Consider the following 25,908-nt stretch of genomic DNA (forward strand, 5'->3'; position numbering starts at 1 on the left):
ACCACGTTCTGCGCGGTGTCGGTAAAGGCCAGGCTGGCCAGCTCGCTGATCAGGCGTGCGTCGGCGCTAGCAGGCCGTTGAAAAACTCGGCTTCAACTGCCCCAACCCGTCCGGTTTGGCGCTTTTTCAAGCGCTTTGGCCTAACGGAGTCCACACAAGGCCTGACTTCAGGCCTTTTTGACAGGTTTCAGCACCACGTTCACGCCTTTCGGCGTTTTTTGGGCGTAACTCGCCCTATACATGCGATCCTCGCCACCAACCCGACAGGCTACCCAGTCGGATCAGGTTGTAGACCGAGAAACCCAGCAATAACTGAGCACTCAGCTTGGCGCGACCGATCAGCTTGGTCTTGCGCAGGCCGCCAACCGTCTTCAGCCAGCCAAAACCTTCTTCGATCCGCTTGCGGATCTTCTGGCTGGCGGCATACCCCGGATGCCGCGTGGTGCGCCCATCGATGGCGCTGCCCTTGCGCTTCTGCGCCACATGCGGTGTCACTTTCAGCTCGCGCGCCCTCTGCACGAAACGCTTCTGGTCGTAATTCTTGTCTGCACCTACCGTGCTGCCCGGCTTGGCCGTGCGCTCCAGCATCTCCAGCGCCGCCTCTACCTCGGTACGTCCATTGAACTCGGTGCATTCCACATCCACGATCAGACCGTTGCGGTGCTCCATCATCGTGTGGGCCATGTGCGCCAGACGACTGGCATCGCCATTGCTCTTGCGCGCCAGCCGGGCCTCGGGATCGCTGGTCGATTGGTGGGTCGCGTTGCTGCGCTTCTCGCCCTTGAAGTCGGCATCGGGGTTGCGCGTGCCATCCTCCGGTGGGTCGCCGCCATCCTTCTTGATAAAAGACTTGTGCGAGGCCCAGGCGTCGATCAGCGTGCCATCGACGCTGAAATGCTCGTTGCTGGCGTACTCGGACCATGCGGCCAGCGACTTGATGCGCTGGAAGAACAGCCGCGCTACATCCTGGTTGAACAAGCGGTCACGGTTCTGGCTGAAGGTCGAGTGATCCCACATGCGCTCGTCCATCGACAAGCCGACGAACCAGCGAAACAGCAGGTTGAAATCAATCTGCTCGACCAACTGCCGCTCGGAGCGAATGGTGTAAATCACCTGCAGCAACGAGGCGCGCAGCAGCCGCTCCGGCGCAATCGAGGCCCGTCCCAGGGTGGAATACAGCCCGTCGAAGTCCCGATCCATCGAAGCCAGAACGGTATCGACCAGGCCTCGCAGGGGACGCAGCGGGTGATCGTTCGGGATGCGCTGCTCCAGCGTCGTATAACTGAACAGCTCGTTTTGTTTGAGGTCGAGTCCACGCATCGGCTTGGGCTGGCTTCGGCAGAAGAGGATGGCCGCCATTTTGCCAGAGCCACACGGGCTCTGGCTTTTTTCAACGGCCTGCTAGGGGCTGGCTAGGTGTCAAAAAGCGCTGGGCCCCATTTCTTTTTTGTGCCCTAGATACCCACCCTTAGATATCGCTAAGAGCTATAAACTGCAGGCAGTTAGATAAGGCCAAAGCTTTGCGGGACGGCACTTAGAGGCATTTTTGAACGCTTGCCACCAACCAAGATTCCTGTACCGCATTACCCTCCGAAGGCAGGGGTCGTGGGTTCGAATCCCGCCGGATGCGCCATCTTCCAGAAGCCCGCCTTGTGCGGGCTTTTTGCTTTCAGACCTGCCTCACCGCCACCCGCTCCGCCGAGCAGCGCCTGTCCCTCGCCGCGAGACCAGAGCAACCGATCCTGTCCGGCCGGGAATGGCACTCAATGCCGGGGCCAGATGGAGGGTCGATCGGCGGATAGTTCCTCGGGGCTGGCCGTTTCACGTCTATAGTTCTGCATGCTCGGATGCCGTTCCTACCAGGACTCCCACAGGAGCAACAGGATGCGCTCATGGCATGGCGTAGTCACGAAAATCGCCAAGCAAGGCAAGGGCGCCGTGGTCAAGAATCGACTCGGCCCGGAAGAGCTTCTGGTGCCCTTCACAGTGAGTACGCTCGTCGAGGTCGACCTGGACGCAAGGATCTACGGAACGGATGTGGACGACACGCCCTGGGCGGAGGGCGACGAACGAAAGGAGGTGCTGGTCGGTACCGAAGTAGAACTGCTGACCGATACGGATACCTTTCCTACCCATGCGTCCCAGGTGCTCAGCGCCAATTTCCGTTTCGCCCTCGACATCGTCAAGGGAGGGCTCAGCGGCCCGGTCAGGAAAGGGGCGGTCCTGGTCATCTACCACGACTTCCAGCAGGAGATCCGGAGAGGCGACTCCGGCAGCGCCTTCGCGGAGGCGGTCGTCGCCTATGCGCGGAACAAGCTCTACAAGCCGGCCTTCGCGATCAAGGCCGATACCAACTACGCCCAGTTGGTTCGGGATCTAGGCAAGGTTGCCGCGGAGAGCGGCGAACAGTACTTCATCGATACGATCCTCATCGCCACCCACGGCACGGCTGGCCAACTCTGGCTGGGCAACCCCCACGGCGAGAGCACCGCGGACGTCATGGCCCGGCGTGTCCAGGGCAAGCAGTTCGTCAAGCCCCAGGCCTTTGGTGCGACCCTTCTCGAACTGTTCGGCAAGGAACTGGCCATCGCCCTCTACGGGTGCGACTTCGCCGGGGACGAGGACGGAGAAGCGGCGGCCCTCGAGCTGCGCATCGCCGCCAACGCGAGAGCGGTCTACGCCGGCAAGGGCACGGTGTATCTCAATGCCAGCAAAGAGGGTCGTTCCACGGTGACCTGCAGCAAGGCGATGGTGGTCTACCGGACCGACAAGATCGAGGTACTGGGTGGAAACCAGGTACCGGTATTCGATATCTGAGGCCCCGCCCCGCACTGTCATTGCCGATTGACCAGGATCTTCGGCCCCAGACGCTCCGCCTCGCCCCTGGCCTTTTCCCTGGGGAGAGCCTTAAGATCGGGAGTCCGCACTGGGGCGGACCTTCTCTTCCTGCGGGTGGTTTCTCCGGATGCTTCCAGACAGCATGGTGGGTAGCAGCGCGCGGCGCCTTCGTTTGCGGCGGACGCGCGGGCGTGTCGGGCTCGGCCTGGTGGCCGGGCTGTCGGTACTGGCAGGCATGACCGACGCCATCGGTTTCCTCGCCACCGGCGACTTCGTTTCCTTCATGAGCGGCAACACCACGCGCCTGGCGGTATCGCTGGGCGAGGGCGACTTCGGCGGGCTGGTGCGGCTGAGCGTCGCCCTGGCCAGTTTCGTCGTCGGCAACGCGCTGGGAGTGATACTGGCGCGCTTCAGCGGGCGCCGGGCGGCGCCGATCCTGGTCTGCTGCGCGATGCTGCTGGCGTTGTCGGCGGTCTGGCCATTCGACTGGAACGTGCCGGCGCTGGTCGCCGCGATCCTCGCCATGGGCATGCTCAACGCCGTGGTCGAGCAGGTCAACGGCCTGCCCATCGGCCTGACCTACGTCACCGGCGCCCTCTCCCGCTTCGGCCGCGGCCTCGGCCGCTGGCTGCTGGGCGAGCGGCGCAACGGCTGGCGAGTGCAACTGGTGCCCTGGAGCGGCATGTGCGTCGGCGCGGTGCTCGGCGCCCTGCTGGAACAGCAACTGGGCCTCGCGGCGATGGCGGCGAGCGCAGCGCTGGCGGCTCTTCTCGCGTTGCTGGCACTGGTGATTCCGCGGCCATGGCAGATGGACTATATGGTGCGTTGAGCGGCCGGGAGCTGTCCCATCAAGATTTCAGAAAATCGTTCAGGTAAGCCTGGGAAAGCAGATCCCGGGCGATGGCGCAGGTCATTTGCCCTTCGAATGTACATTTCTCATGAACGAAATGAGCCTGGCGCCAGATTCGCTCATAGGCTTTCATTCGCTTCCGCGACACCAGCTCGCGCATGACCATGTAGCTTTTCACGCACCGATAAAAACGCTCTGCGGCCTGGTCGATCTCGTCCTTGTGCGTCTGGTAACCCCATATCACCGGCAGACTGGGAAACCCGTAGGCGTAGTCCACCAGATCGGCCTTCCACGCCAATATCGCTTTCTGACGCTCTTGCCGGCGCCACGAAAACAATGCTGCCCACGCCACCAGAAGGGTGAGTACGCCGGTGACAGCCGTGATCGCATCCATAATGCCCGCTGTATCGCACGCTTCCATGTTTCCTCCACGACGGCGCTCGCCGATCCTGTGCCGCGACTGCGCAAGGAAGCTTGCCAGGGCTTCCAACCAGCCATATATCTTGCCTAGGTGGCGACCTTCCGGCCAGCCCGCGAACCGACCGGGCTCCGCTTGCCTAAAGAACGCATCAGCACATAAGATGCATGCACACGCACTTATATGGAGTGGCGAGCCGATGAACCGCAGCGCCCTGGATTTCCGCCACTTCGTCGACCACCTGCGTCGCCAGGGTGACCTGGTGGACGTGCACACCGAGGTCGACGCCAACCTGGAGATCGGCGCCATCACCCGCCGGGTCTACGAACGCCGCGCACCCGCCCCGCTGTTCCACAACATCCGCGACAGCCTGCCCGGCGCGCGGGTACTGGGCGCGCCGGCCGGCCTGCGCGCCGACAGGGCCCGCGCCCATTCGCGCCTGGCGCTGCATTTCGGCCTGCCGGAACACAGCGGGCCGCGGGACATCGTGGCCATGCTGCGCGCCGCGATGCGCGCGGAACCGATCGCGCCGCGCCGGCTGGAGCGCGGGCCGGTGCAGGAAAACGTCTGGCTCGGCGAGCAGGTGGACCTGACCCGCTTCCCGGTTCCCTTGCTCCATGAGCAGGACGGCGGGCGCTATTTCGGCACCTACGGTTTCCACGTGGTACAGACGCCGGACGGCAGTTGGGACAGTTGGTCGGTGGGCCGGCTGATGCTGGTGGACCGCAACACCCTGGCGGGTCCGACCATTCCCGCCCAGCACATCGGCATCATCCGCGAGCAGTGGCGCCGCCAGGGCAAGCCAACGCCCTGGGCGATGGCCCTCGGCGCACCGCCAGCGGCACTCGCGGCGGCCGGCATGCCGTTGCCGGAGGGGGTCAGCGAAGCCGGCTACGTGGGCGCCCTGGTCGGCGAGCCGGTGGAGGTGGTGCGCACGCAGACCAACGGCCTGTGGGTTCCGGCCAATGCCGAGATCGTCCTGGAGGGCGAGATCAGCCTCGACGAAACCGCGCTGGAAGGCCCGATGGGCGAATACCACGGCTATTCCTTCCCCACCGGCAAGCCGCAGCCGCTGTTCCACGTCCATGCGCTGAGCTTCCGCGACCAGCCGATCCTGCCGATCTGCGTCGCCGGCACGCCACCGGAGGAAAACCACACCATCTGGGGCACCATGATTTCCGCGCAACTGCTGGACGTGGCGCAGAACGCCGGACTGCCGGTGGACATGGTCTGGTGCTCCTACGAGGCGGCGACCTGCTGGGCCGTGCTGTCGATCGACGTGCAACGCCTGGCGGCCCTGGGCACCGACGCCGCGGCCTTCGCCGCACGGGTCGCCGAGACCGTCTTCGGCTCGCATGCCGGACACCTGGTGCCGAAGCTGATCCTGGTCGGCAACGACATCGACGTCACCGAGATCGACCAGGTGGTATGGGCGCTGGCGACCCGCGCGCATCCGCTGCACGACCATTTCGCCTTCCCGAAGATCCGTGACTTCCCGATGGTTCCCTACCTCGATGCCGAGGACAAGGCACGAGGCAGCGGCGGTCGGCTGGTGATCAACTGCCTGTACCCGGAACAGTTCGCCGGGCAAATGCGTGCCGCTACGGCGTCGTTCCGCCACGCCTATCCGACGGCGCTGCGCAGGCGAGTCGAAGAACGCTGGAGCGACTACGGATTCGGCGACGCCTGAGCGCTACAATCCCCGCCCTGGCGAAAGAGGATCGAGGAAGGTGACCGGGCCAATGACCGAGACGAACGCACTGGGGCTGCCCCAAGGCCCGCTGTACCTGATGACGGAGATCGTCCGCCAGCGCGAACGGCAACTCACCGCCCTGCTTGCCCCTCTCGAACTGGGGCTGCATGAATGGCGTGCGTTGCGGATCATCCACGCCTTCGACGGTGACGTGCCGATGAGCGTGCTCATCGAGCACTCACAGACCGACCGCACTGCGCTGGGCCGGACCATCGAACGGCTGGTGCGGCGCGGCTGGGTCAGCCGCCTGCCGGATCCGGACGACGGGCGCGCCGTGCTGGTGCGCCGCAGCCCCGCGGCACAGGCGGTGTTCGAGCAGGCCCTGGCACAGGTCGCAGGGCTCGACGAAAGGCTGCTGGCGGGTCTCGGCGCCGGCCCGGAAGAAGAGGCGCTGACCCTCGTCCTGGGCAAGTTGCTGCGGGCCTTCGACGGGCTTTCCCGCGTGACGCAATAGCCTTTCGAGGGCATCTCCGGGTTTGCGAAGCAACTCTCATCCCGGTCATGGACTGTCCATCCGGCCCCCTATTTGCTGGCCGATTGATAGCATGGGCGGCCTTCGCAAGCCCATTCGACCCGCAATGCCACGACACCCGCACACCACCCTGCTCCTCTGCCTTTGCCTGACCCTGCCCGGTTGCGAGAGCGGCCGCAGCTACAGCCTTTCCGAAGGCGCGCCTGTCACAGGCATCCGCATCCAGCGCGACGACCGCTCGCCGTTGCAGCGCCTGCGGGACTGCGAACGCCAGGGTTGCAGCAAGCGGCAGAAGATCGACCCGTTCACCCCCGATCCTGACTACCTGCGCGCGGAAGGCCACTTCCCGCTGCCCTGGTAAGCTTCCCTCTTCGCCCGTTCCCGACGGGCTTTTTTCCGTTCCCGACAGATACCCTCAGCTGCCCTCAGCGCTTTCCTACGCACCAAGAAGGAAAGCCTCTCGCCTCTCTCGGAACGAGCCGATTTCTCGGCAGTCGCCGTTCGCATTCCATTGGTCACCCAACGGCAACCAGGATCAGCCATCACTGGTCTGCCCTCGCATGGAACCGGCCGCGCCCCCGGCGCCCCATGTCCGGCCCCACCCGCTAAGTCCAGAGGACCGAAGATGAACGACTACATCGCCCGGCTGCGCGAGAAATACGACGCCCATTTCGGTTGTGCGCCCGCCATGACCCTGGATTGCCGGGACTTCTGGAGACACTGCGTAGCGGTGCCGGAAATGGCGGTCTTCGCTTATCGCCTGGAAAGCACCCGGCGGCCGCACCATGTGGTGATCACCGCCGGGATGAGCCAGGCACCGATGCATTTCGCGCCCTACATGGGCAAGGCGCGCTGGTCCGCCGAGCTGATCTGCTATCTCGACGAACTGGGCGGCGATGACCTGCGCCACCTGCAATGGCTCGCCGGCCTGCCATTCCACGAGCGCCTCGCCCTGGGACATGGACATGCGGTGGCGTTCGGCTTCCCGCTCTACGAGCAGAGCCTGCTGCGGCACTTCCTTCTCCTCCCGGCGCCGCTGGAGGAGGATGCCTCCCTGTTCGACGGCTTCGCCCTGTCGGCGCATCCGGTCGACCTGCTGTGGGTCGTGCCGTTGACCGAGCAGGAATACCAGGTGAACGTCAAGGAACACCTCGAGGGCATCGCCAGGCTGCTGACCGACGCCGGCCACCCGCTCAGCCTCGACCGGCACCGCCATTGCTACGTCACCGGCCAGTCGCCGGAAGGGCTCGCACGGGTGCTGCACTAGCCCCGCAGGGAAAGACTAATAGCGCGGGCCCTACCTTCGTCGGGAAAGCGATGATGACGTTTTTCAATCGGTTCGATGCCGTTTTCCCCGCTTGCCGATCCGCTCGCCGTCTACGATTCTTGCTGGACGTGAGAACGGCTCCGGAGGGGCGCGTATGAAAACCGTGGCACAACTGTTGAACGCCAAGCAGAACCAGCAGGTGTACACCATCGGACCAGACGAGATGGTGCTCGACGCCCTGCGCCTGATGGCGGAAAAGAACATCGGCGCGCTGCTGGTGGTGAACCATGGCGAGGTGGTCGGGGTGGTCAGCGAGCGCGACTACGCGCGCAAGATGGTCCTCAAGGGCCGTTCGTCCATCGGTACGCCGATCAGCGCGATCATGAGCGCGCCGGTGGTCAGCGTGGACTCGAAGCAGAGCGTCGACACCTGCATGAACCTGATGACCGATCGCCACCTGCGCCACCTGCCGGTCGTGGAAGACGGCCAGTTGCTCGGCCTGCTGTCCATCGGCGACCTGGTCAAGGCGGCGATCGCCGAGCAGGCCGAGCTGATCCAGCAACTGGAACAGTACATCCGCGGCGACTGAAGCGTACATGCCGGCCCTGCCCTTTTCCCGCCGGCTCACGCGATAATCCGCGGCTGTTCCCGTTGCGAGCCGCCGCCATGTCCTCTCCGCCGAAGATCCGCCGCTACATTCCCGCCGACCGCGATGCCACCCTCGCCATCTGGCTGGAGGCCTCGCGCGTCGGCCACGGTTTCCTCGGCGAAGCCGAGTTGCAGAAGCAGAAGGCACTGGTTCGCGATCATTATCTGGATGCCTCGGAAACCTGGCTGGCGCTGGACGGCGATACGCCGCTGGGCTTCATCGGCCTGCTCGATGCCTTCATCGGCGGCCTGTTCGTCGCCCCGACGGCCCACGGGCGCGGGATCGGCCGGCAACTGGTGGAGCACGCGGCAACCCTGAAGGGCGCGCTGGAGGTCGAGGTCTACGCCGCCAACCGCGAGGCGCTGGGGTTCTACGCGCGCTGCGGCTTCGTCGAGAGCGGCCGACGCCCGCGCGACGACGAGGGGCGCGCGCTGGAGATCGTCCAGTTGCGCCGCGAACACTAGTCGCCCTTGCGGAAAACGCTCGGCGAGACGCCGCTCAGGCGCTTGAAGAAACGGGTGAAGTAGGCCGGCTCGCTGAAGCCGAGGCGGTCGGCGATCTCGTTCACCGTCATCGCCGTGTAGACCAGGTCGCGCTTGGCCTCCAGCAGCAGGCGCTGGTGCACGATGCCCAGTGCGGTCTGCCCGCTGAGGCGGCGCGCCACGCTGTTCAGGTGTGCCGGGGAGATGCCCAGGCGACGCGCGTACTCGTCGATTCCCAGGTGCTCGCGGAAATGCCGCTCGACCAGTTGCGAAAAGGCCGATAGGTATTCCTGACCACGACCCGGCCGTGCCTCCGCCCGCCGGACCATCACCTGCCGCCCCAGCCACACCGCCAGCACGCCGATCAGCGACTGCAACAACAGCTCGCGCGCCGGCGCAGCGCCGGCGTACTCGCCGTCTATGGCGTCGAACAGCGTGTCGATATAGCGCCGGTCCGCGCCCACCGGGTACAGCCCCGGCGCTTCCAGCGCCTGGCGCTGCGCGCCGAGGTGCGCCTGCAAGCGGGCCAGCAACGGTGCGGCGAGCGTCAGCACGTAGCCGTCGATGCGCTCGGAGAACTGGAAGCCATGGATGCACAACGGCGGTACGAACTGGATGGAGGGCTGCTCGACGCGAGTCGGCTCGCCCTCGACCTGGAGCTGCGCCCAGCCCTTGCGCACGTAGAGCAACTGAGCGAGATCGGCATGCCGGTGCGGCTTGATCTCCCAATCGTGCAGGCGACTGCGGGCGGGGATCGACTCGCAGTGCAGCAGGTCCGGGGTCGGCCATTCGAGGGGCGCGCCGTAGAGCTTGAACACCGGGACGTCGCGGGTGGAATCCGTCATCGAGCCCTCCGAGCGAAATGGCCGATTGCCGAACAGAGTTTATAAAAGTCCAGAAATAGATCGGCAATTTGCCTTCTATAGCACCCCACGGCAAACAAAAATACAGCCACCTCCAGACAAGATCAGCGCCGGCGCATGCGCCGCCGGCCAGCCATAACAGCGAGAGGGCTATCCGCAATGAAGACTCAAGTCGCCATCATCGGCGCCGGTCCGTCCGGCCTCCTGCTCGGCCAGTTGCTGCACAAGGCCGGCATCGACAACGTGATCCTCGAACGCCAGACCCCGGACTACGTGCTCGGCCGCATCCGCGCCGGCGTGCTGGAACAGGGTATGGTCGACCTGCTGCGCGAGGCCGGCGTCGACCGGCGCATGGCGCGCGACGGGCTGGTCCACGAAGGCGTGGAGATCGCCTTCGCCGGGCAGCGCCGGCGCATCGACCTGAAGCGCCTGAGCGGCGGCAAGACGGTGACGGTCTACGGCCAGACCGAGGTCACCCGCGACCTCATGGAAGCCCGCGAAGCCTGCGGCGCCACTACCGTCTACCAGGCCGCCGAGGTGCGCCTGCACGACCTGCAAGGTGAGCGCCCCTACGTGACCTTCGAACGCGACGGCGAACGGCTGCGCCTGGATTGCGACTACATCGCCGGCTGCGATGGCTTCCACGGCATCTCGCGGCAATCGATCCCGGCGGAACGGCTGAAGGTCTTCGAGCGGGTCTATCCGTTCGGCTGGCTCGGCCTGCTCGCCGACACCCCGCCGGTCAGCCACGAACTGATCTACGCCAACCATCCGCGCGGCTTCGCCCTGTGCAGCCAGCGTTCGGCGACCCGCAGCCGCTACTACGTGCAGGTGCCATTGTCGGAGAAGGTCGAGGACTGGTCCGACGAGCGCTTCTGGACGGAACTGAAAGCGCGCCTCCCGGCCGAGGTGGCGGAGAAACTGGTGACCGGTCCTTCGCTGGAGAAGAGCATCGCGCCGCTGCGCAGCTTCGTGGTCGAGCCGATGCAGCATGGCCGGCTGTTCCTCGCCGGCGACGCCGCGCACATCGTGCCGCCCACCGGCGCCAAGGGACTGAACCTGGCGGCCAGCGACGTCAGCACGCTCTACCGGCTGCTGCTGAAGGCCTACCGCGAAGGGCGGGGCGAACTGCTGGAACGCTACTCGGCAATCTGCCTGCGGCGGATCTGGAAGGCCGAACGCTTCTCCTGGTGGATGACTTCGGTGCTGCATCGCTTCCCCGACACCGACGCGTTCAGCCAGCGCATCCAGCAGACCGAACTGGAGTACTACCTGGGCTCCGAGGCGGGCCTGGCGACCATCGCCGAGAACTATGTCGGCCTGCCCTACGAGGAAATCGAGTAGGCCGCGCCACCCCGGCGCAACGCCGGGGCACCGTTCCCAAGGCGGGACGCAACGTTGGCGCAGGCGAATATCGACGAAAGACGACCCTCGGATCGATATTCCCCGGCACCTGTCCTACCCCAGGCGCAGTATGATGCCCGCTGCCTTCGCGTTCCGTCCGCCCCAGGTGCCGTCTTGTCCGATCTCGCCCAGAACCCGCCCGCCGTCCGTACCGTCCTCGCCGGCCTGATGCTGTCGATCTTCCTCAGCGCCCTCGACCAGACCATCGTCGCCGTCTCCCTGCCGGCGATCTCGGCCGACTTCGCCGACCTCGACCTGCTGGCCTGGGTGATCTCGGCCTACATGGTGGCGATGACCGTATCGATGCCGATCTACGGCAAGCTCGGCGACCTCTACGGCCGCCGCCGTCTGATGCTCTTCGCCATCGTCGTGTTCACCGCCGCCTCGCTGCTTTGCGGGCTCGCGCAGAGCATGGGCCAACTGGTGCTGGCGCGAGTGCTGCAGGGGATCGGCGCGGGCGGGCTGATGGCGGTGAGCCAGGCGATCATCGGCGACATCGTCCCGCCGCGCGAGCGCGGCCGCTACCAGGGTTACTTCAGCAGCATGTACGCCATCGCCAGCGTCGCCGGCCCGGTGCTCGGGGGCCTGCTCACCGAGTACCTGTCGTGGCGCTGGGTATTCTGGATCAACCTGCCGATCGGCCTTCTCGCGCTGGCCATCTCGCGGCGAACCCTGGTCGGCCTGCCGGTGCCGCGCCGGCAACCGGTGATCGACTACCTGGGCATCGTGCTGATGGTGGTGGGCCTCACCGCGCTGCTCCTGGCCATCACCCAGATCGGCCAGGGCGCAGCCTGGAGCGACCCTGCGCTGCTCGGCCTGTTCGCCCTGGCGGCGCTCGCCCTGCTGCTGTTCGTCGCCCAGGAGCGGCGCTTCCGCGAACCGCTGGTGCCGATGCAACTGTTCGCCGTCCGCGCCGCCACCCTCAGTTGGCTGGTTGCGTTCTTCGCCAGCTTCCAGGCCATCTCGCTGACCGTGCTGGTACCGCTGCGCTACCAGAGCGTTACCGGCGCCGGCGCCGACAGCGCCGCGCTGCATCTGCTGCCGCTGGTCATGGGCCTGCCGCTGGGCGCGTACTGCTGCGGGCGGCTGACCGCCAGCCTGGGACGCTACAAGCCGCTGATCCTGCTCGGCGCCGTCCTGTTGCCCTGCGGCATCGCCGGCCTGGCCCTGGTCCCGGTCGGCGACCACTGGCTGTCCGGGCTGTGCATGCTGCTCACCGGGATCGCCATCGGTACCCAGTTCCCGACCAGCCTGGTGGCCGCGCAGAACGCCGTGGAGCAACGCCACATCGGCGTCGCCACCAGCAACGCGACGTTGTTCCGCTCCCTCGGCGGGGCGGTCGGGGTGGCGCTGATGTCGGCGATCCTGCTGGCCCTGCTCAAGCACCTGCGGATCGGCGGCGGGCTCGACCAGGGCTTTTCCGAGAGCGCCCTGCTGAGCAGCCTGGACGCCGCCAGCGGGCCGGCCCGGGTGATCCTCCAGCATGTCCTCGCGGATGCCTTCAAGGTGCTCTTCCTGGTCAACGCGGCGGTGGCGCTGCTCGGCCTGGCGGTGGCCTCGGCACTGCCCGACATGACCCTGCGCGGCCGCGGCGCGACGCAACCGACGGCAGGCGAGTGAGCGGACGCCGATAATCGAACGCTTTCGTCCCGTCGGCGACGGCGTCCGGTTTACAAAAGTAACCGTTCGGTACATTTTCCCGGCATCGATGACATCATTGCTGTGGAGGCTGCGCCATGACGCGCACGGTACTGGTCCTGAACGGCCCCAACCTGAATCTGCTCGGCACCCGCGAGCCACAGACCTACGGCCGGCGGACCCTGGGCGAAATCGCCGACGAATGCGCGGCCTTCGCCGAGACGCGCGGCTTCGCCGTGGACTTCCGCCAGACCAACCAGGAAGGCCAACTGCTCGACTGGATCCACCAGGCCCGCGGCCGGGTCGCCGGCATCGTCATCAACCCCGCCGCCTGGACCCACACCTCGGTGGCGCTGCGCGACGCCCTGGCCGCGGTGGAACTGCCGGTGGTCGAAGTGCACCTGTCCAACGTCCACCAGCGCGAAGCGTTCCGCCACCACTCCTACGTCTCGCCGGTGGCGCTGGGAGTGATCTGCGGATTCGGCAGCCTCGGCTACCGCCTGGCCCTGGAACATTTCGCCGAGCGTTTCGAGGCGGCCGCATGAGCGCGCCGCGATCGGTTCTCGCCGGCCTGATCGGTGCCGGCATCCAGGCGTCGCGGACCCCTGCCCTGCACGAGCGCGAGGGCGACGCCCAGGGCATCCGCTATCTGTACCGGCTGATCGATCTCGACCCGCTGGGCAAGTCGGCGGACGACCTGGAGTTCCTGCTCGCCGCCGCCAGCGACCTCGGCTTCACCGGGCTGAACGTCACCTTCCCCTGCAAGCAGGCGATCATCCCCCTGCTCGACGACCTCTCCGCCGAGGCACGCGGCATCGGCGCGGTGAACACCGTGGTGCTGCGCGATGGCCGGCGCATCGGCCACAACACCGACTGCCTGGGCTTCGCCGAGGGCTTTCGGCGCGGCCTGGCCGACGCGCCGCGCCAGCGCGTGGTGCAGATGGGCGCGGGCGGCGCCGGCGCGCCAGTGGCCCATGCGCTGCTCGCCGAGGGCGTCGAGCGGCTGGTCCTGTTCGACGTCGACCCGGCGCGGGCCCAGGCCCTCGCGGACAACCTCAACCAGCACTTCGGCGCGCCACGAGCGCTCGCCGGCAGCGACCTGGCCGGCGCCCTGGGCGACGCCCAGGGATTGGTCAACACCACCCCGGTGGGCATGGCCAAGCTACCCGGCATGCCGGTGCCAGCGGAACTGTTGCGCGCCGACCTGTGGGTCGCCGAGGTGATCTACTTTCCGCTGGAAACCGAGCTGCTGCGCCAGGCCCGCGCCCTCGGCTGCCGCACACTGGACGGCGGCACCATGGCGGTGTTCCAGGCGGTGAAGGCATTCGAACTGTTCAGCGGGGTGGCGGCCGACGCCGCGCGCATGCAGGCGCACTTCGCCAGCCTGGGCGACTGAGTGGCGCCCCTCTCCCGCCAAGGGGAGAGGGGACCGGAGTCAAGCACGGATGTAGCGCAATACCGCCTCGCCAATCATCCGCCGGTGCCGCTGGCGAACCTCGGCGTCGTGCAGGTCGGTGCGAAAGATCCGCGACACGGTGTAGCGATTGGACACCCGGTAGAAGCAGAACGAACTGATCAGCATGTGCACGTCGAGCGCCTCCAGCCCGGCGCGGAACACCCCTTCCGCTTCGCCGCGGCGGAGAATCTCGGCGATGCTCTGGACGATCGAGCTGTTGACGCTCTGCACCAGTTCGCTGCTGGCGATGTGCTCGCCCTTGTGGATGTTCTCGATGCTGATGATGCGCACGAAATCCACGTGCCGGTCGTGGTAGTCGAAGCTGAACTCCACCAGCTTCTCCATCGCCTTGGCCGGCGGCAGCGCGCCCAGCCGCAGGGTGCCCTCGATACCGCGGATGTCGCTGTAGAGCTTCTCCAGCACGGCCTGGTAGAGCTGTTCCTTGCTGCCGAAGTAGTAATAGATCATCCGCTTCGAGGTATGCGTGCGCTCGGCGATGGCGTCCACCCGCGCACCCGAGAGGCCCTGGGCGACGAACTCGTCGATGGCGGCGCGGAGGATGTCCTGGCGGGTCTTCTCGGGATTGTTCTTGCGTCCCTTGCCGCGCGGAGCGGATTCCTCCACGACGGCGGGATCAGGCTTGGACATCGGTGACTCACTCGTGGCCGGCGGGAATTGCGGCCGATTATGCGGGGCCCGCCCGGCTGTAGGAAGAGCACCTGCCGGAGCCCCGACAATTCTCACAGCTTGACCCGGCGCACACCCCGCCGCGCTTGCGCCATCGCCGCCAGGCGCACCGGCACGTTGGCCGCGCCGTAGCCGGCGTAGCCGTGGCGGCGCTGGAGGATCTCGAAGAAGAAGCGCTCCTCGAACGGCTCGGTGAACACATGGAACAGCTCGCCGCCCTGGGCGTCGCGGTCGTAGAGGACGTTGTAGTAGGCCAGTTCGCTGAGGAACTCGTCGTCGAAGTCGAAGCGCGCGGCGAGGTCGTCGTAATAGTTCAGCGGGATTTCCAGCAGTGCGACCCCGGCCTCCTTGGCCTGGGCCACGGCGGCGAAGATGTCGGCGCAATCGAAGGCGATGTGGTGCACGCCGGAACCGCGATAGCTGGACAGCGAACGGGCGATGGCGGTGTTGCGGTCCTCGGAAATGTTCAGCGGCAGGCGCACGCTGCCGCAGGGGCTACGCACGGCGCGACTGGTGACCAGGCCATAGGGGTCGGGCAGCACCACCTCGTCATCGGCGCCGAAGTCGAACAGGCTCTTGTAGAACAGCACCCAGCTGTCCAGGCCTTCGGCGGGCAGCGCCAGGGCCACGTGATCGACGCGCCGCAGGCCGAGGCCGGAGGTGTCGGCGTCGTTCGTCACGAAGTCGCTGTCGTAGATGCTGCGGCCCTCGGTGTGCCGCTCGACCAGATACAGCAGGCTGCCGTCGAGGGCGCGCACCGCCGGGATTTCCCGCTCGTTGGGGCCGAGCAGTCCGCGGTACGGCTGGCCTCCGTACGCACGAGCGCGCTCCAGCGCCTGGCCGGCGTCACGCACGCGCAGCGCGGTGGCGCACAAGGACGGTCCGTGGGCCTCGAAGAAACCGTGGGCGAAGGAATAGGGCTCGGCGTTCAGTACCAGGTTAATGTCGCCCTGGCGCAACAGGCTGACATTCTTCGAACGGTGCTCGCCGGCCCTGGCGAAGCCCAGTCGCTGCAACCACTGGCCAAGGCGCGCGCTGAGCGTCTCGTCGACGGCGAACTCGAGGAACTCGATGCCGTCGCAGAGGCTCGCCGGCGGCGGCGCGAACAGCTCGTCCACCGCCACGTGCGGCGTCTGGCGTTGCAGGTGCTCGCGGGTCTTCTCCTCGAGGTAGAGCAGCGAGCGCAGGCCGTCGACGGCGTTGGCGCGAGTCGGCGCGGCGCGGAAGCCGTCGTTGAAGACCTCCAGCGACAGCGGACCGCGATAGCCGGACGCGACGACCGGCGCGAGGAAGCCTGCCAGGTCGAAGCCGCCCTGACCCGGGAAGCAGCGGAAGTGCCGGCTCCATTCCAGCACGTCCATTGCCAGCAAGGGCGCGTCGGCCATCTGCACGAAGAAGATCTTTTCCCCCGGAAGATCGGCGATGCCGCGGGGATCGCCGTCCAGCGAGAGGGTGTGGAAGCTGTCGAGGATCAGCCCGAGGTTCGCCTGGTCGGCCCGCCGCACCAGGTCCCAGGCCTGCTCCCAGGTGTTCACCTGGCGCCCCCAGGCCAGCGCCTCGTAGCCGATGCGCAGGCCGCGGACGGCGGCGCGCTCGGCCAGCTGCCGGAGGTCATCGGCCAGCAGCGCCGGTTCGCCGAGGGCATCGGCAGCGACGTTGCTGCACACCAGCACCAGGTCGGTGCCGAGTTCCTGCATCAGGTCGAACTTGCGTTCGGCGCGCTCCAGGTTTCGCTCCAGGCGTTCCCGGCGGCAGCCCTCGAAGTCGCGGAACGGCTGGAATAGCAGGATCTCCAGGTCCAGGTCGGCACACAGCCGGCGTACGTCGCGCGGGCTGCCGTCGTAATGAAGCAGGTCGTTCTCGAAGATTTCCACCCCGTCGAAACCGGCGGCGGCGATGGCCTCGAGCTTTTCCGGCAGGGTGCCGCTCAGGGATACGGTGGCGATCGAACGCTGCATGCTTCGACTCCTCAATGCGCCCTACGGCGCCTGGCGCCGCGCGAGGGCCGGCGGCGGAACGGCGGAGGCGCGGATAGCCCGCGCGGGATGCGCCGGGAAGCCACTTCGGGTCGCTGAGACCGCTCGCCCGGCAAGCCGATTATTGGTTTGCGCCAACTGACGGGCAACGCAAAATGTACGAACTGGTTAGTATTCCGTTCGAATATCGAACGGAAGCACGATTATCGAATTGACGCTTTTTCGACCAATCGCGCACCATCGCTGCCACCCGTGCAGGCCGTCCCGATCTGCCGGAAGCGCTCCGCGCTTCTTTCCGGGCACCTGCGCAACCCACGCGACATAACAATTTCAAGAATCGGGTACCCGCTCATGTCCATCGCCGACCTCTCCGTCCGCCCTCCATCCCGTCCGCTGGCCGCTCGTCCGGCCCGTCCGCCCCGGGCCCGCTGACACCGGCGCGGCCCCTGGCCCGCCCGCGTGCAACCCAGAACGACAAATCCAGGCCGGGCGCCCAGGCGCCGGCCGCCGAAAGGATGGCCCCGCCAATGATCCACTCTTCCAGCTCTCGACTGCTCGCCGCCGACGCCCCGCGGGAATCCCGCGGCGGCAGGATCCGCAACGCCTTCGCCGTCGGCCGGACGCGCTGGGGCATGCTCGCCCTGGTGTTCTTCGCCACCACCCTGAACTACATCGATCGCGCCGCCCTCGGCGTGATGCAGCCGATCCTGGCCGAGAAGATGAGCTGGACGGCGATGGACTACGCCAACATCAACTTCTGGTTCCAGGTCGGCTACGCCATCGGCTTCATCCTCCAGGGCCGCTTCATCGACAAGGTCGGGGTCAAGCGCGCGTTCTTCCTCGCCGTGTTGCTCTGGAGCCTGGCCACCGGCGCCCACGGCCTGGCGACCTCGGCGGCGGGCTTCATGGTCTGTCGCTTCATCCTCGGCCTGACCGAGGCGGCCAACTACCCGGCCTGCGTGAAGACCACCCGCCTGTGGTTCCCCGCCGGGGAACGGGCGGTGGCCACCGGCATCTTCAACGCCGGCACCAATGTCGGCGCGATGGTCACCCCGGCCCTGTTGCCGCTGATCCTCGGCGTCTGGGGCTGGCAGGCGGCGTTCCTCTGCATGTCGGCGCTGGGTCTGGTCTGGCTGGTGGTCTGGTGGCGCAACTACTACAACCCCGAGGAGCATCCGCGGGTGAAGCAGAGCGAGCTGGAATACATCCAGCAGCAGGAGGAGCCGCCCGCCACCCGCGTGCCCTTCTCGCAGATTCTCCGCCGCCGCGGCACCTGGGCCTTCGCCCTGGCCTACTCGATCACCGCGCCGGTGTTCTGGTTCTACCTCTACTGGCTGCCGCCGTTCCTCAACCAGCAGTACGGCCTGGGCATCAGCGTGACGCAGATGGGCATCCCGCTGATCCTGATCTGGTTGACCGCCGACTTCGGCAGCGTCGGCGGCGGCATCCTTTCGTCCTGGCTGATCGGCCGCGGCATGCCGGCGATCCGCGCGCGCCTGCTGTCGATGCTGCTGTTCGCCTGCAGCATCGTCGGCGTGGTGTTCGCCGCCAACGCCAGCGGCCTGTGGATCGCCGTGCTGGCCATCGCCCTGGCGGTCGGCGCGCACCAGGCGTGGACGGCGAACATCTGGAGCCTGGTGATGGACTACACGCCCAAGCACCTGATGAGCACGGTGTTCGGCTTCGGCGGCATGTGCGCGGCGCTGGGCGGGATGTTCATGACCCAGATCGTCGGCGGCGTACTGACCGCGACGAACAACAACTACGCGGTGCTCTTCACCATGATCCCGGCGATGTACTTCATCGCCCTGACCTGGCTGTACTTCATGGCTCCGCGCCGGATCGAAGCCTGAGTCCAAGCGCCCGGCGCTCGCCGGGCGCCTCCCTGCCTAGAGAACAAGAACGAAGGGACACACCCATGTCGCACCCGAGCCACGTCCGCGCGCTCTGCGCTTCCCTCTGCCTGGGCGCCGGCCTGCCAGTCCATGCCGGGCACATCCACGCCGGGCAAGGCTTCCTCGAAGATGCCAAGGCCAGCCTCACCGCGCGCAATTTCCACCTGCACCGCAACTTCGTCGGCGATGCCAGCCAGGGCAAGGCCGAGGAGTGGACGCAGAGCTTCATCCTCGACGCCCGCTCCGGCTTCACCCAGGGCAGCGTCGGCTTCGGCCTCGATGTCCTCGGTCTCTACAGCCTGAAGCTGGATGGCGGCAAGGGAACGGCCGGCACCCAACTGCTGCCGATCCACGACGACGGCCGCCCGGCCGACGACTTCGGACGCCTGGCGGTGGCCGGCAAGCTGCGCGTCTCGAACAGCGAACTGAAGATCGGCGAATGGATGCCGGTGCTGCCGATCCTCCGCTCCGACGATGGCCGCTCGCTGCCGCAGACCTTCCGCGGCGGCCAGCTCAGCGCCAACGAGATCGCCGGCCTGACCCTCTACGCCGGCCAGTTCCGCGGCAACAGCCCGCGCAACGACGCAAGCATGCAGGACATGTCGCTGTTCGGCCGGCCAGCCGCCACTTCCGACCGCTTCGATTTCGCCGGCGGCGAATATCGCTTCAATGGCGAACGCAGCCTGCTCGGCCTGTGGAACGCCGAGCTGAAGGACATCTACCGCCAACAGTACCTGCAACTGCAACACAGCCAGCCGCTCGGCGACTGGCTGCTGGGCGCCAACCTCGGCGGATTCCGTGGCCGCGACGCTGGCAGCGCGCGCGCCGGCAAGCTCGATAACCGCACCGTTTCCGCGCTGTTCTCCGCGCGCTATGGGCTGCATACCCTCTATCTCGGCCTGCAGAAGGTCAGTGGCGACGACGGCTGGATGCGGGTCAACGGCACCAGCGGCGGAACCCTGGCCAACGACAGCTACAACGCCAGCTACGACAATCCCGGCGAGCGCTCCTGGCAACTGCGCTACGACTTCGACTTCGTTGGCCTCGGCCTACCCGGCCTGACCTTCATGACCCGCTACCTGCATGGCGACCATGTGCGCCTGGCCGGAGTCACCGACGACGGCAGCGAATGGGGACGCGAGAGCGAGCTGGGCTACACGCTGCAGAGCGGCGCCTTCAAGCGTCTCAACGTCCGCTGGCGCAACTCCAGCCAGCGCCGCGACTGGGGCAGCAATACCCGCTTCGACGAGAACCGGCTGATCGTCAGCTATCCGCTGAGCCTGTTGTGAAGCCTACGCGCCAACCCCGTTGCGTTCAGCGGCCACGGCGCCAGGCGACCACCAGGCCGCTGGCGCAGATGACGAGGATGCCGAGCAGCGCCCAGGCATCCGGCACGTGGCCGAACACCAGCAGGCCGAGCAGGCCGGCGAAGATGATCTGGCCATAGCTGAACGGCGCCAGGGTCGCCGGCGGCGCATGGCGGAAGGCCTGGGTCAGCAGCAGGTGGCCGCCCATGCCGCAACCGCCCAGGGCGATCATCATCAGGCCGTGGAGAAGACTTGGAGTCTGCCAGAAGAACGGCACCAGCAGGCTCATGATGAGCGTGTTGAAGATGCCGGCGAGGAAGTTGCTGGTGGTCGGGCTGTCGCTGTTGGCGAGCATCCGCGTGAGCAGTTGGTAGAGCCCGAAGCACAGCGCCGAGCCGAGCGGGAACAACGCCGCCGGGGTGAACAGCGCGCCACCGGGACGCACGATGAAGAGCACGCCGATGAAGCCGGTGAGCACCGCCAGCCATTGGCCGAGGCTGACCTTCTCCTTCAGCAGCGGCACGGATAACGCGGTCACCAGCAGCGGTGCCAGGAAGTTCACCGCGGTCGCCTCGGCCAAGGGCAGGTAGCGCAGGCCGGTGGTGAAGAACAGGCTGGTGCCGATCAGGCACAGCGCCCGCGCCAACTGCATGAGCGGACGGCGGCTGCGGATCACCGCGAGGCCGTTGCGCGGCACGAACACGGCGACCATCAACAGGGTGTGCACCAGGTAGCGGGCCCAGACCACCATGACGATCGGGTAGAAACCGGAAAGGAACTTGGACAACCCGTCGTGGCTGGCGAACAGGAACACCGCGGCACAGATCAGCAGGATGCCGCGCAGGGTCTGGTCGCTGGCGGGCAGCGGGGAGGTGGATGCGTTCATCGGAGGGTCCGGGCACCAGGGCAAATCGATAGCAGGCTATTTATTCTGACGGTACCCGCCATCGAGGAAAGAAACGATCGGCTTCAACGTTTGGAAACTATAGAACCCCGTTCCATTATGCAAACGGGCAACCTGCCTGCGCGGTGGCGCTACAGGCGGGCGAGCAGCGCCCGGGTCCGCTCGATCGCCAGCCGCGCCCGCTCCGCGCCATCCACGCCGCGCGCGAGCAGATCCAGCGCGGGCACCTCCAGGCTCAGCGGCAGGTTCTCCGGCAAGGCGTGCAGCAGCGCCAGCAGATCGAGCCCGCCATCGCCAGGGAAGCGCCGTTCCTCGCGGGCCTGGCGAAGGATTTCGTCCATCGACGTCGGACGCGGCCCGACGACATCGCAGAGTTGCGCGTAGCCCAGGCGCGCAGGCGGGATCGCCCGCAGGTCTTCCAGGCTGCTGGCCGAGCGGTCGAAATGGAAGGCGTCCAGCAACAGGCCGGCGTTGTCCCGCGCCGCCGCCTCGACCACCCGCGCGGCCTGCCGCAGGTCGCGGATCCCGGTCCAGGGCATGAACTCCAGGTGCGGGTCGAGGCCGAGCGGCCGCGCCAGGTCGCACAACGCGGCGAAATTGTCCGCGCTGCGCCGTTCGTCGTCATCGTTGCCGGCCACCAGCACATAGCGCGCGCCGAACTCGGCGCCGACCTCCAGCACCGCGGCGAACTCGCCGACGCGGGTGTCCGGACGCAGGCGCAGGATCTCCACGTCCAGCGTGCGCACTCCGCTGTCGCGCAGCCGCGCCAGGGTCCGCCGGCGCAGGCCGGCATCGGCCAGCAGCGGATAGTGGTGCTCTTCCACGGTGGCCGGCACCAGGCGCAGGCCGACATGACTGTAGCCGGCGCGGGCGGCAGCCTCGACCATGTCCGGGGGCGACAGCTCGAGCACGGTGAGCGCCGCCAGGGAAAGAATCCTCGATTCCATGCACTACCTCATCGTCAGCGGTTCAGAAACTGGCCGGCGCGCAGGCCCGGCCACTGCGCGCGGCCTCGCGAACCGCCTCGACCAGCGCCAGGGTGCGAGCGGCGTCGGTGGCATCCATCAATGGCGCTTCCTCGCCCCGCGCGACCCGGACGAAGTGCTCTAGCTGGCGTTGCAGGGGGTCGCCTGTCGCCACGGCCTCCACGCTGGCCGCCAGCGGGTCGTGCCAGCCCTGCCGAGCCTCGGCGTAGCGCCAGCGGCGGAGCTGGGGAAGGCTCAGGGCACCTTCGGTGCCGGCCAGCAGGTAGCAGGGTTGCTCGGCCTGGCGCGGATAGACCGGGTTCTCCCCGGCTGCCAGCTCCCAGCTCCAGGGCGCCGCCGCAGCGTCGCAACCGGTCAGGCTGCCCAGGGCGCCATTGGCGAAGCGCAGGAGCAGCGCGATGTTGTCTTCGTTGGGCAGGCCACGGATAGCGTTGCCGGCCAGCGCCTGCACCTCCCGCACTTCCCCGCACAGGTGGCGGAGCAGGTCGAGGTCATGGATCAGGTTGGTCAGCAACATTCCCGCGCCGGGCTCGCGACGCCAGGCCACCTCGAAATAACTGTCGGGCTTCTTCAACTGCCAGAGCGCGGTGACCGACAGCAACCGACCGAGCGCGCCCTCGGCGATCAATTGGCGCGCCCGCACGACCAGCGGATTGTGCCGACGATGGTGACCGACCAGCAGCGGAACGCCAGATCGCCGGGCGACGGCCACCAGCTCGCTCACTTCGTCGAGCTGCACGCCGACCGGTTTTTCCAGCAGCAGCGGCACCCCGGCGGCGAGGCAGTCGAGGGCGGTGGCGACATGCAGGTTGTTCGGATTGGCGACGATCGCCGCTTGCGGCCGGGCTTCTTCCAGCAACCTCCGATGATCGCCGAACCAGGGCACGCCGGCGTCCGCGGCGAACGCCTGGCCCTGGGGATCGGCCACCGCACACAGGCGCGCGCCGGCGATTCGCTGCAAGCGGTGGTAATGCTGGCGGCCCATATTGCCGGCGCCGATGAGGGCGATGCGAAGCGGTGCGTCCAAGGCGGTCCCCAATCGTTGTTTTCTTGTTCGCTTCAAGATTCCAGAACTTCGTTCCAGATTTAGCGAGGGAGATTATTTGAACGAATGGCTGGCCCCGCGCAAGAGCGCTTCGAGACGGCACTACCGCCGGGGCATCCATGGAAGTGCGGAAAGGCCCGCCGCATGCGGGCTCGTGACAGGCAAGAAAGCGTTCGCTATTCGAACGCTGATGTCGGGAAAGGACTGGGGCCGGGCCGGATGGCTCAGCGGAACAGCTCGGACGCCTGGCTGGCGTGGGACAGGTCCTGCGCCGCGGCCAGGAGCAGGGGCGCCAGTTCGTGCATGCGCGCCTCGCCGAAGCGTGCGCTCGGCCCGGCCACGCTGAGCACGCCGAGAGCCCGTCCGTCCTCGGAGTGGCGCACCAGTGCGGCCATCGCCGCCATGCCCGGCGCCGAGCATTCGATCTGCCAGGCATAGCCGTGCTCGCGGGCGCGCTTCAGGTAGCGCAGCAGCTCGCTCCTGGAGCGCGGCGCGTTGGGACCGAAGTCCCGCGCCGCCCCTACGCCCTGGCGCTCCACCAGCGCCAGCGCCGCCTTGTCGCTCAGGCTGGCCAGCCAGGCGTGCCCGGATGCGGTGTAGAACAGCGGCGCCTCGCGCCCCATGTCGGGGTCGTAGCGTAGCCCGGAGGTGGCGCCCTGGGACTTGGCGATCCAGGTCTGGCGATCGCCTTCGATCACCCCCAGGCGCACCAGTTCGCCGGTCTCCCGGGCGAGCCCGTCGAGCACCGGCTGGACCAGGTCGACCACCCCGCTGGAAGCGAGGAAGCGGAAGCCCAGCGCGGCCAGGCGGGTGCTGAGGCGGTAGCGGCTGGTGTCGTCGTCCTGGCGCACGTAGCCGAGCCGGATCAGCTCGGCGAGCATGCGGTGCGCGGCGCTCTTGGGGATATCCAGGCGGTCCGCCAGTTGTTGCAGGGGCAGGCCACGGGCATCGCTGGCGAGGAGTTCGAGCAAGCCGAGGGCGCGTTCGATGAGGCTACCGGCCATGGAGGGGCGTTCCTGAGTCGAGGAAAGGCAGGATTCTAGAATCTGGTTCCGGATTTTCACAGCCTGGCGAAGGTCGAGATTTCACAGGGTTTCGTTCGATCAGCGAACCGATAAACGATTATCGGATTGCCACTCCCCATGGCCCTCCGTAATGTGTCTGCACCCCGGCAGGCCGAGCGCCTCCGCTACAAAAACAACAGGGGAATCCCGACATGCCGCAGCACGCCTTGCCTTCCGCCGCCTGCACCTGAGCCACGCGTCCGACCCTCGTCCCACGCCCTCCTCTCGCCGCGGAACCCGTCCCATGAACAGCCCCAGCCTGCCCGCCGTCGAACGACTCGACGTGCAAGCCTTCATCAATGCCCAGCCGCTTTCGCCGTACCAATGGCGGATCGTCCTGCTGTGCTTCCTGATCGTCTTCCTCGATGGCCTCGACACCGCCGCGATGGGCTTCATCGCTCCGGCGCTGACCCAGGACTGGGGCATCGACCGCGCCAGCCTCGGGCCGGTGATGAGCGCCGCGCTGATCGGCATGGTCTTCGGCGCCCTCGGTTCCGGACCGCTGGCCGACCGCTACGGACGCAAGCTGGTATTGGTCGCGGCGGTCTTCCTCTTCGGCCTGTTCAGCCTGGCCTCGGCCTACAGCACTAACGTCGAGCAACTGCTGGCGCTGCGCTTCCTCACCGGCCTCGGCCTCGGCGCGGCGATGCCCAACGCCACCACCCTGCTTTCCGAATACACCCCCGAGCGCCTCAAGTCGCTGCTGGTGACCAGCATGTTCTGTGGCTTCAACCTGGGCATGGCCTGCGGCGGATTCGTCTCGGCGAAGCTGATCCCGCTGTTCGGCTGGCACAGCCTGCTGCTGCTCGGCGGCCTGCTACCGCTGGTCCTGGCGGTAGTCCTGCTGTTCCGCCTGCCGGAATCGGCGCGCTACCTGGTGGTGCGCAACCGCGGCAGCGAGCGGGTACGCCAGGTGCTGGCCCCCATCGCCCCGGCGCAGGTGGCGCTGGCACGGAGTTTCCACGTCCCCGAGCAGCAGACGGTGCAGGCCCGCAACGTGTTCGCGGTGATCTTTTCCGGTACCTACAGCGCCGGCACCCTGCTGCTCTGGCTGACCTACTTCATGGGCCTGGTGATCGTCTACCTGCTCACCAGCTGGCTGCCGACCCTGATGCGCGATAGCGGCGCGAGCCTGGAGCAGGCGGCGTTCATCGGCGCGCTGTTCCAGTTCGGCGGGGTGCTCAGCGCCGTAGCGGTGGGCTGGGCGATGGATCGCTTCAACCCGCACAAGGTGATCGGCCTGTTCTACCTGCTGGCGGGGGTGTTCGCCTGGTGCGTCGGCCAGAGCCTCGGCCAGGTCACCCTGCTGGCGACCCTGGTGCTGCTGGCCGGCATGTGCATCAACGGCGCGCAGTCGGCGATGCCGTCGCTGGCGGCGCGCTTCTATCCGACCCAGGGGCGGGCCACGGGGGTCTCCTGGATGCTCGGTATCGGCCGCTTCGGCGCCATCCTCGGCGCCTGGATCGGCGCCACCCTGCTGGGCCTGGGCTGGAACTTCGAACAGGTGCTGACCGCCCTGGTGCTGCCGGCTGCACTGGCCACCGCCGCGGTGCTGCTGAAGGGGTTGGTCAGTCACGCGGATGCGGGGTGAAACTGCCCCATCGCGTAGGACGCATAACCGCTTGCGGTTATCCGCCGCCGGACGCCGGCGTATCGGCGTATCGGCGTATAACGCCGATGGCGTTATTCGCCCTACCCCAGGGGTCGGCATCGCGTAGGACGCATAACCGCTTGCGGTTATCCGCCGCCGGGCTTCGGTGTATCGGCGGATAACGCCGATGGCGTTATTCGCCCTACCCCAGGGGTCGGCATCGCGTAGGGCGAATAACCGCTTGCGGTTATCCGCCGTCGGGCTTCGGTGTATCGGCGGATAACGCCGGTGGCGTTATTCGCCCACCCCAAGGGTGGGCGTCGCGTAGGGTGCATAACCGCTTGCGGTTATCCGCCGCCGGGC

At 67.2% G+C, this 25,908-nt stretch carries 24 protein-coding genes; 15 read left to right on the plus strand and 9 right to left on the minus strand.

The window, feature by feature from the left end; all coding sequences use genetic code 11:
- Positions 1–234: 234 nt before the first annotated feature.
- Positions 235–1,320 (minus strand): IS5-like element ISPst12 family transposase, encoded by a 1,086-nt coding sequence (locus HMPREF3014_RS24225; RefSeq protein ID WP_031633778.1) that lies wholly within the window; start codon positions 1,318–1,320, stop codon positions 235–237.
- Between the two features lie 564 nt (positions 1,321–1,884).
- Between HMPREF3014_RS24225 and HMPREF3014_RS24230 the strand changes: the two genes are divergently transcribed.
- A complete protein-coding gene (locus HMPREF3014_RS24230; RefSeq protein WP_023086881.1) occupies positions 1,885–2,817 on the plus strand; it encodes a hypothetical protein in 933 nt (310 codons plus the stop codon).
- A gap of 163 nt (positions 2,818–2,980) precedes the next feature.
- Complete coding sequence (locus HMPREF3014_RS24235; RefSeq protein WP_003106170.1) at positions 2,981–3,667, plus strand: YoaK family protein; 687 nt, start codon at positions 2,981–2,983, stop codon at positions 3,665–3,667.
- Positions 3,668–3,686: 19 nt separating this feature from the next.
- On the opposite strand, the gene HMPREF3014_RS24240 is transcribed toward HMPREF3014_RS24235, so the two are convergent.
- Positions 3,687–4,109, minus strand: coding sequence for a hypothetical protein (locus HMPREF3014_RS24240; protein ID WP_023086880.1), 423 nt, complete (start codon positions 4,107–4,109; stop codon positions 3,687–3,689).
- Between the two features lie 196 nt (positions 4,110–4,305).
- Between HMPREF3014_RS24240 and hudA the strand changes: the two genes are divergently transcribed.
- The 6 genes from hudA to HMPREF3014_RS24270 all read left to right on the plus strand — a co-directional run bounded on the left by hudA (position 4,306) and on the right by HMPREF3014_RS24270 (position 8,711).
- The gene (gene hudA, locus HMPREF3014_RS24245) at positions 4,306–5,796 is read left to right on the plus strand and encodes a UbiD family decarboxylase HudA (RefSeq protein ID WP_023086879.1); all 1,491 of its coding nucleotides are present in this window, start codon (positions 4,306–4,308) and stop codon (positions 5,794–5,796) included.
- A 40-nt stretch (positions 5,797–5,836) separates the two neighbouring features.
- Positions 5,837–6,313 (plus strand): MarR family winged helix-turn-helix transcriptional regulator, encoded by a 477-nt coding sequence (locus HMPREF3014_RS24250; protein ID WP_003145040.1) that lies wholly within the window; start codon positions 5,837–5,839, stop codon positions 6,311–6,313.
- 91 nt (positions 6,314–6,404) lie between these two features.
- A complete protein-coding gene (locus HMPREF3014_RS24255) occupies positions 6,405–6,692 on the plus strand; it encodes a hypothetical protein (RefSeq protein ID WP_023464214.1) in 288 nt (95 codons plus the stop codon).
- Positions 6,693–6,956: 264 nt separating this feature from the next.
- Positions 6,957–7,598: a suppressor of fused domain protein gene (locus tag HMPREF3014_RS24260; protein ID WP_003161829.1), complete on the plus strand. Its 642-nt coding sequence runs from the start codon at positions 6,957–6,959 to the stop codon at positions 7,596–7,598.
- Positions 7,599–7,752: 154 nt separating this feature from the next.
- Positions 7,753–8,187, plus strand: a complete 435-nt coding sequence (locus tag HMPREF3014_RS24265; protein WP_003084101.1) for a CBS domain-containing protein — start codon at positions 7,753–7,755, stop codon at positions 8,185–8,187.
- Positions 8,188–8,264: 77 nt separating this feature from the next.
- On the plus strand, positions 8,265–8,711 hold the full coding sequence (locus tag HMPREF3014_RS24270) for a GNAT family N-acetyltransferase (protein ID WP_003084100.1): 447 nt from the start codon (positions 8,265–8,267) through the stop codon (positions 8,709–8,711).
- Here HMPREF3014_RS24270 and HMPREF3014_RS24275 read toward each other — a convergent pair.
- Positions 8,708–9,574: a helix-turn-helix domain-containing protein gene (locus HMPREF3014_RS24275; protein ID WP_023086877.1), complete on the minus strand. Its 867-nt coding sequence runs from the start codon at positions 9,572–9,574 to the stop codon at positions 8,708–8,710. The two genes, HMPREF3014_RS24270 and HMPREF3014_RS24275, sit on opposite strands and share 4 nt — an antisense overlap.
- A gap of 177 nt (positions 9,575–9,751) precedes the next feature.
- Here HMPREF3014_RS24275 and pobA point away from each other — a divergent pair, with 177 nt between their 5' ends.
- The 4 genes from pobA (at position 9,752) to HMPREF3014_RS24295 (ending at position 14,030) form a co-directional block, all read left to right on the plus strand.
- Complete coding sequence (gene pobA, locus HMPREF3014_RS24280) at positions 9,752–10,936, plus strand: 4-hydroxybenzoate 3-monooxygenase (RefSeq protein WP_023086876.1); 1,185 nt, start codon at positions 9,752–9,754, stop codon at positions 10,934–10,936.
- A gap of 174 nt (positions 10,937–11,110) precedes the next feature.
- On the plus strand, positions 11,111–12,616 hold the full coding sequence (locus tag HMPREF3014_RS24285; RefSeq protein WP_003123834.1) for an MDR family MFS transporter: 1,506 nt from the start codon (positions 11,111–11,113) through the stop codon (positions 12,614–12,616).
- A 116-nt stretch (positions 12,617–12,732) separates the two neighbouring features.
- Entirely contained in the window at positions 12,733–13,179 is a 447-nt protein-coding gene (gene aroQ / locus HMPREF3014_RS24290) for a type II 3-dehydroquinate dehydratase (protein WP_003106162.1), read from the plus strand.
- The gene (locus tag HMPREF3014_RS24295) at positions 13,176–14,030 is read left to right on the plus strand and encodes a shikimate dehydrogenase (protein WP_034017285.1); all 855 of its coding nucleotides are present in this window, start codon (positions 13,176–13,178) and stop codon (positions 14,028–14,030) included. The genes aroQ and HMPREF3014_RS24295 overlap by 4 nt, the downstream gene beginning before the upstream one ends.
- A 39-nt stretch (positions 14,031–14,069) precedes the next feature.
- Here HMPREF3014_RS24295 and HMPREF3014_RS24300 read toward each other — a convergent pair whose 3' ends face one another.
- Complete coding sequence (locus HMPREF3014_RS24300; protein WP_003101858.1) at positions 14,070–14,738, minus strand: TetR/AcrR family transcriptional regulator; 669 nt, start codon at positions 14,736–14,738, stop codon at positions 14,070–14,072.
- A 92-nt stretch (positions 14,739–14,830) separates the two neighbouring features.
- Positions 14,831–16,735 (minus strand): 3-dehydroshikimate dehydratase QuiC, encoded by a 1,905-nt coding sequence (quiC, locus tag HMPREF3014_RS24305; RefSeq protein ID WP_003162034.1) that lies wholly within the window; start codon positions 16,733–16,735, stop codon positions 14,831–14,833.
- A gap of 545 nt (positions 16,736–17,280) precedes the next feature.
- Between quiC and HMPREF3014_RS24310 the strand changes: the two genes are divergently transcribed.
- Both HMPREF3014_RS24310 and HMPREF3014_RS24315 read left to right on the plus strand, forming a co-directional pair.
- Positions 17,281–18,606: an MFS transporter gene (locus tag HMPREF3014_RS24310; protein WP_023086875.1), complete on the plus strand. Its 1,326-nt coding sequence runs from the start codon at positions 17,281–17,283 to the stop codon at positions 18,604–18,606.
- A gap of 65 nt (positions 18,607–18,671) precedes the next feature.
- Positions 18,672–19,937 (plus strand): OprD family porin, encoded by a 1,266-nt coding sequence (locus HMPREF3014_RS24315; protein ID WP_009875690.1) that lies wholly within the window; start codon positions 18,672–18,674, stop codon positions 19,935–19,937.
- 25 nt (positions 19,938–19,962) lie between these two features.
- Here the strand turns inward: HMPREF3014_RS24315 and HMPREF3014_RS24320 are convergent, their stop codons facing one another.
- The 4 genes from HMPREF3014_RS24320 to HMPREF3014_RS24335 form a co-directional block, all read right to left on the minus strand.
- Positions 19,963–20,841, minus strand: coding sequence for a DMT family transporter (locus tag HMPREF3014_RS24320; protein ID WP_003101866.1), 879 nt, complete (start codon positions 20,839–20,841; stop codon positions 19,963–19,965).
- Positions 20,842–20,990: 149 nt separating this feature from the next.
- Complete coding sequence (locus tag HMPREF3014_RS24325) at positions 20,991–21,806, minus strand: sugar phosphate isomerase/epimerase family protein (protein ID WP_023086874.1); 816 nt, start codon at positions 21,804–21,806, stop codon at positions 20,991–20,993.
- A 22-nt stretch (positions 21,807–21,828) separates the two neighbouring features.
- Positions 21,829–22,872 (minus strand): Gfo/Idh/MocA family protein, encoded by a 1,044-nt coding sequence (locus HMPREF3014_RS24330; RefSeq protein ID WP_003101871.1) that lies wholly within the window; start codon positions 22,870–22,872, stop codon positions 21,829–21,831.
- A 242-nt stretch (positions 22,873–23,114) separates the two neighbouring features.
- A complete protein-coding gene (locus tag HMPREF3014_RS24335; protein WP_023086782.1) occupies positions 23,115–23,894 on the minus strand; it encodes an IclR family transcriptional regulator in 780 nt (259 codons plus the stop codon).
- 304 nt (positions 23,895–24,198) lie between these two features.
- Here HMPREF3014_RS24335 and HMPREF3014_RS24340 point away from each other — a divergent pair, with 304 nt between their 5' ends.
- A complete protein-coding gene (locus HMPREF3014_RS24340; protein ID WP_003101875.1) occupies positions 24,199–25,545 on the plus strand; it encodes a 4-hydroxybenzoate transporter PcaK in 1,347 nt (448 codons plus the stop codon).
- Positions 25,546–25,908 lie beyond the last annotated feature (363 nt).

Origin of the sequence: Pseudomonas sp. HMSC065H01, from assembly GCF_001815235.1 — a bacterium.
GTDB lineage: Bacteria > Pseudomonadota > Gammaproteobacteria > Pseudomonadales > Pseudomonadaceae > Pseudomonas > Pseudomonas aeruginosa.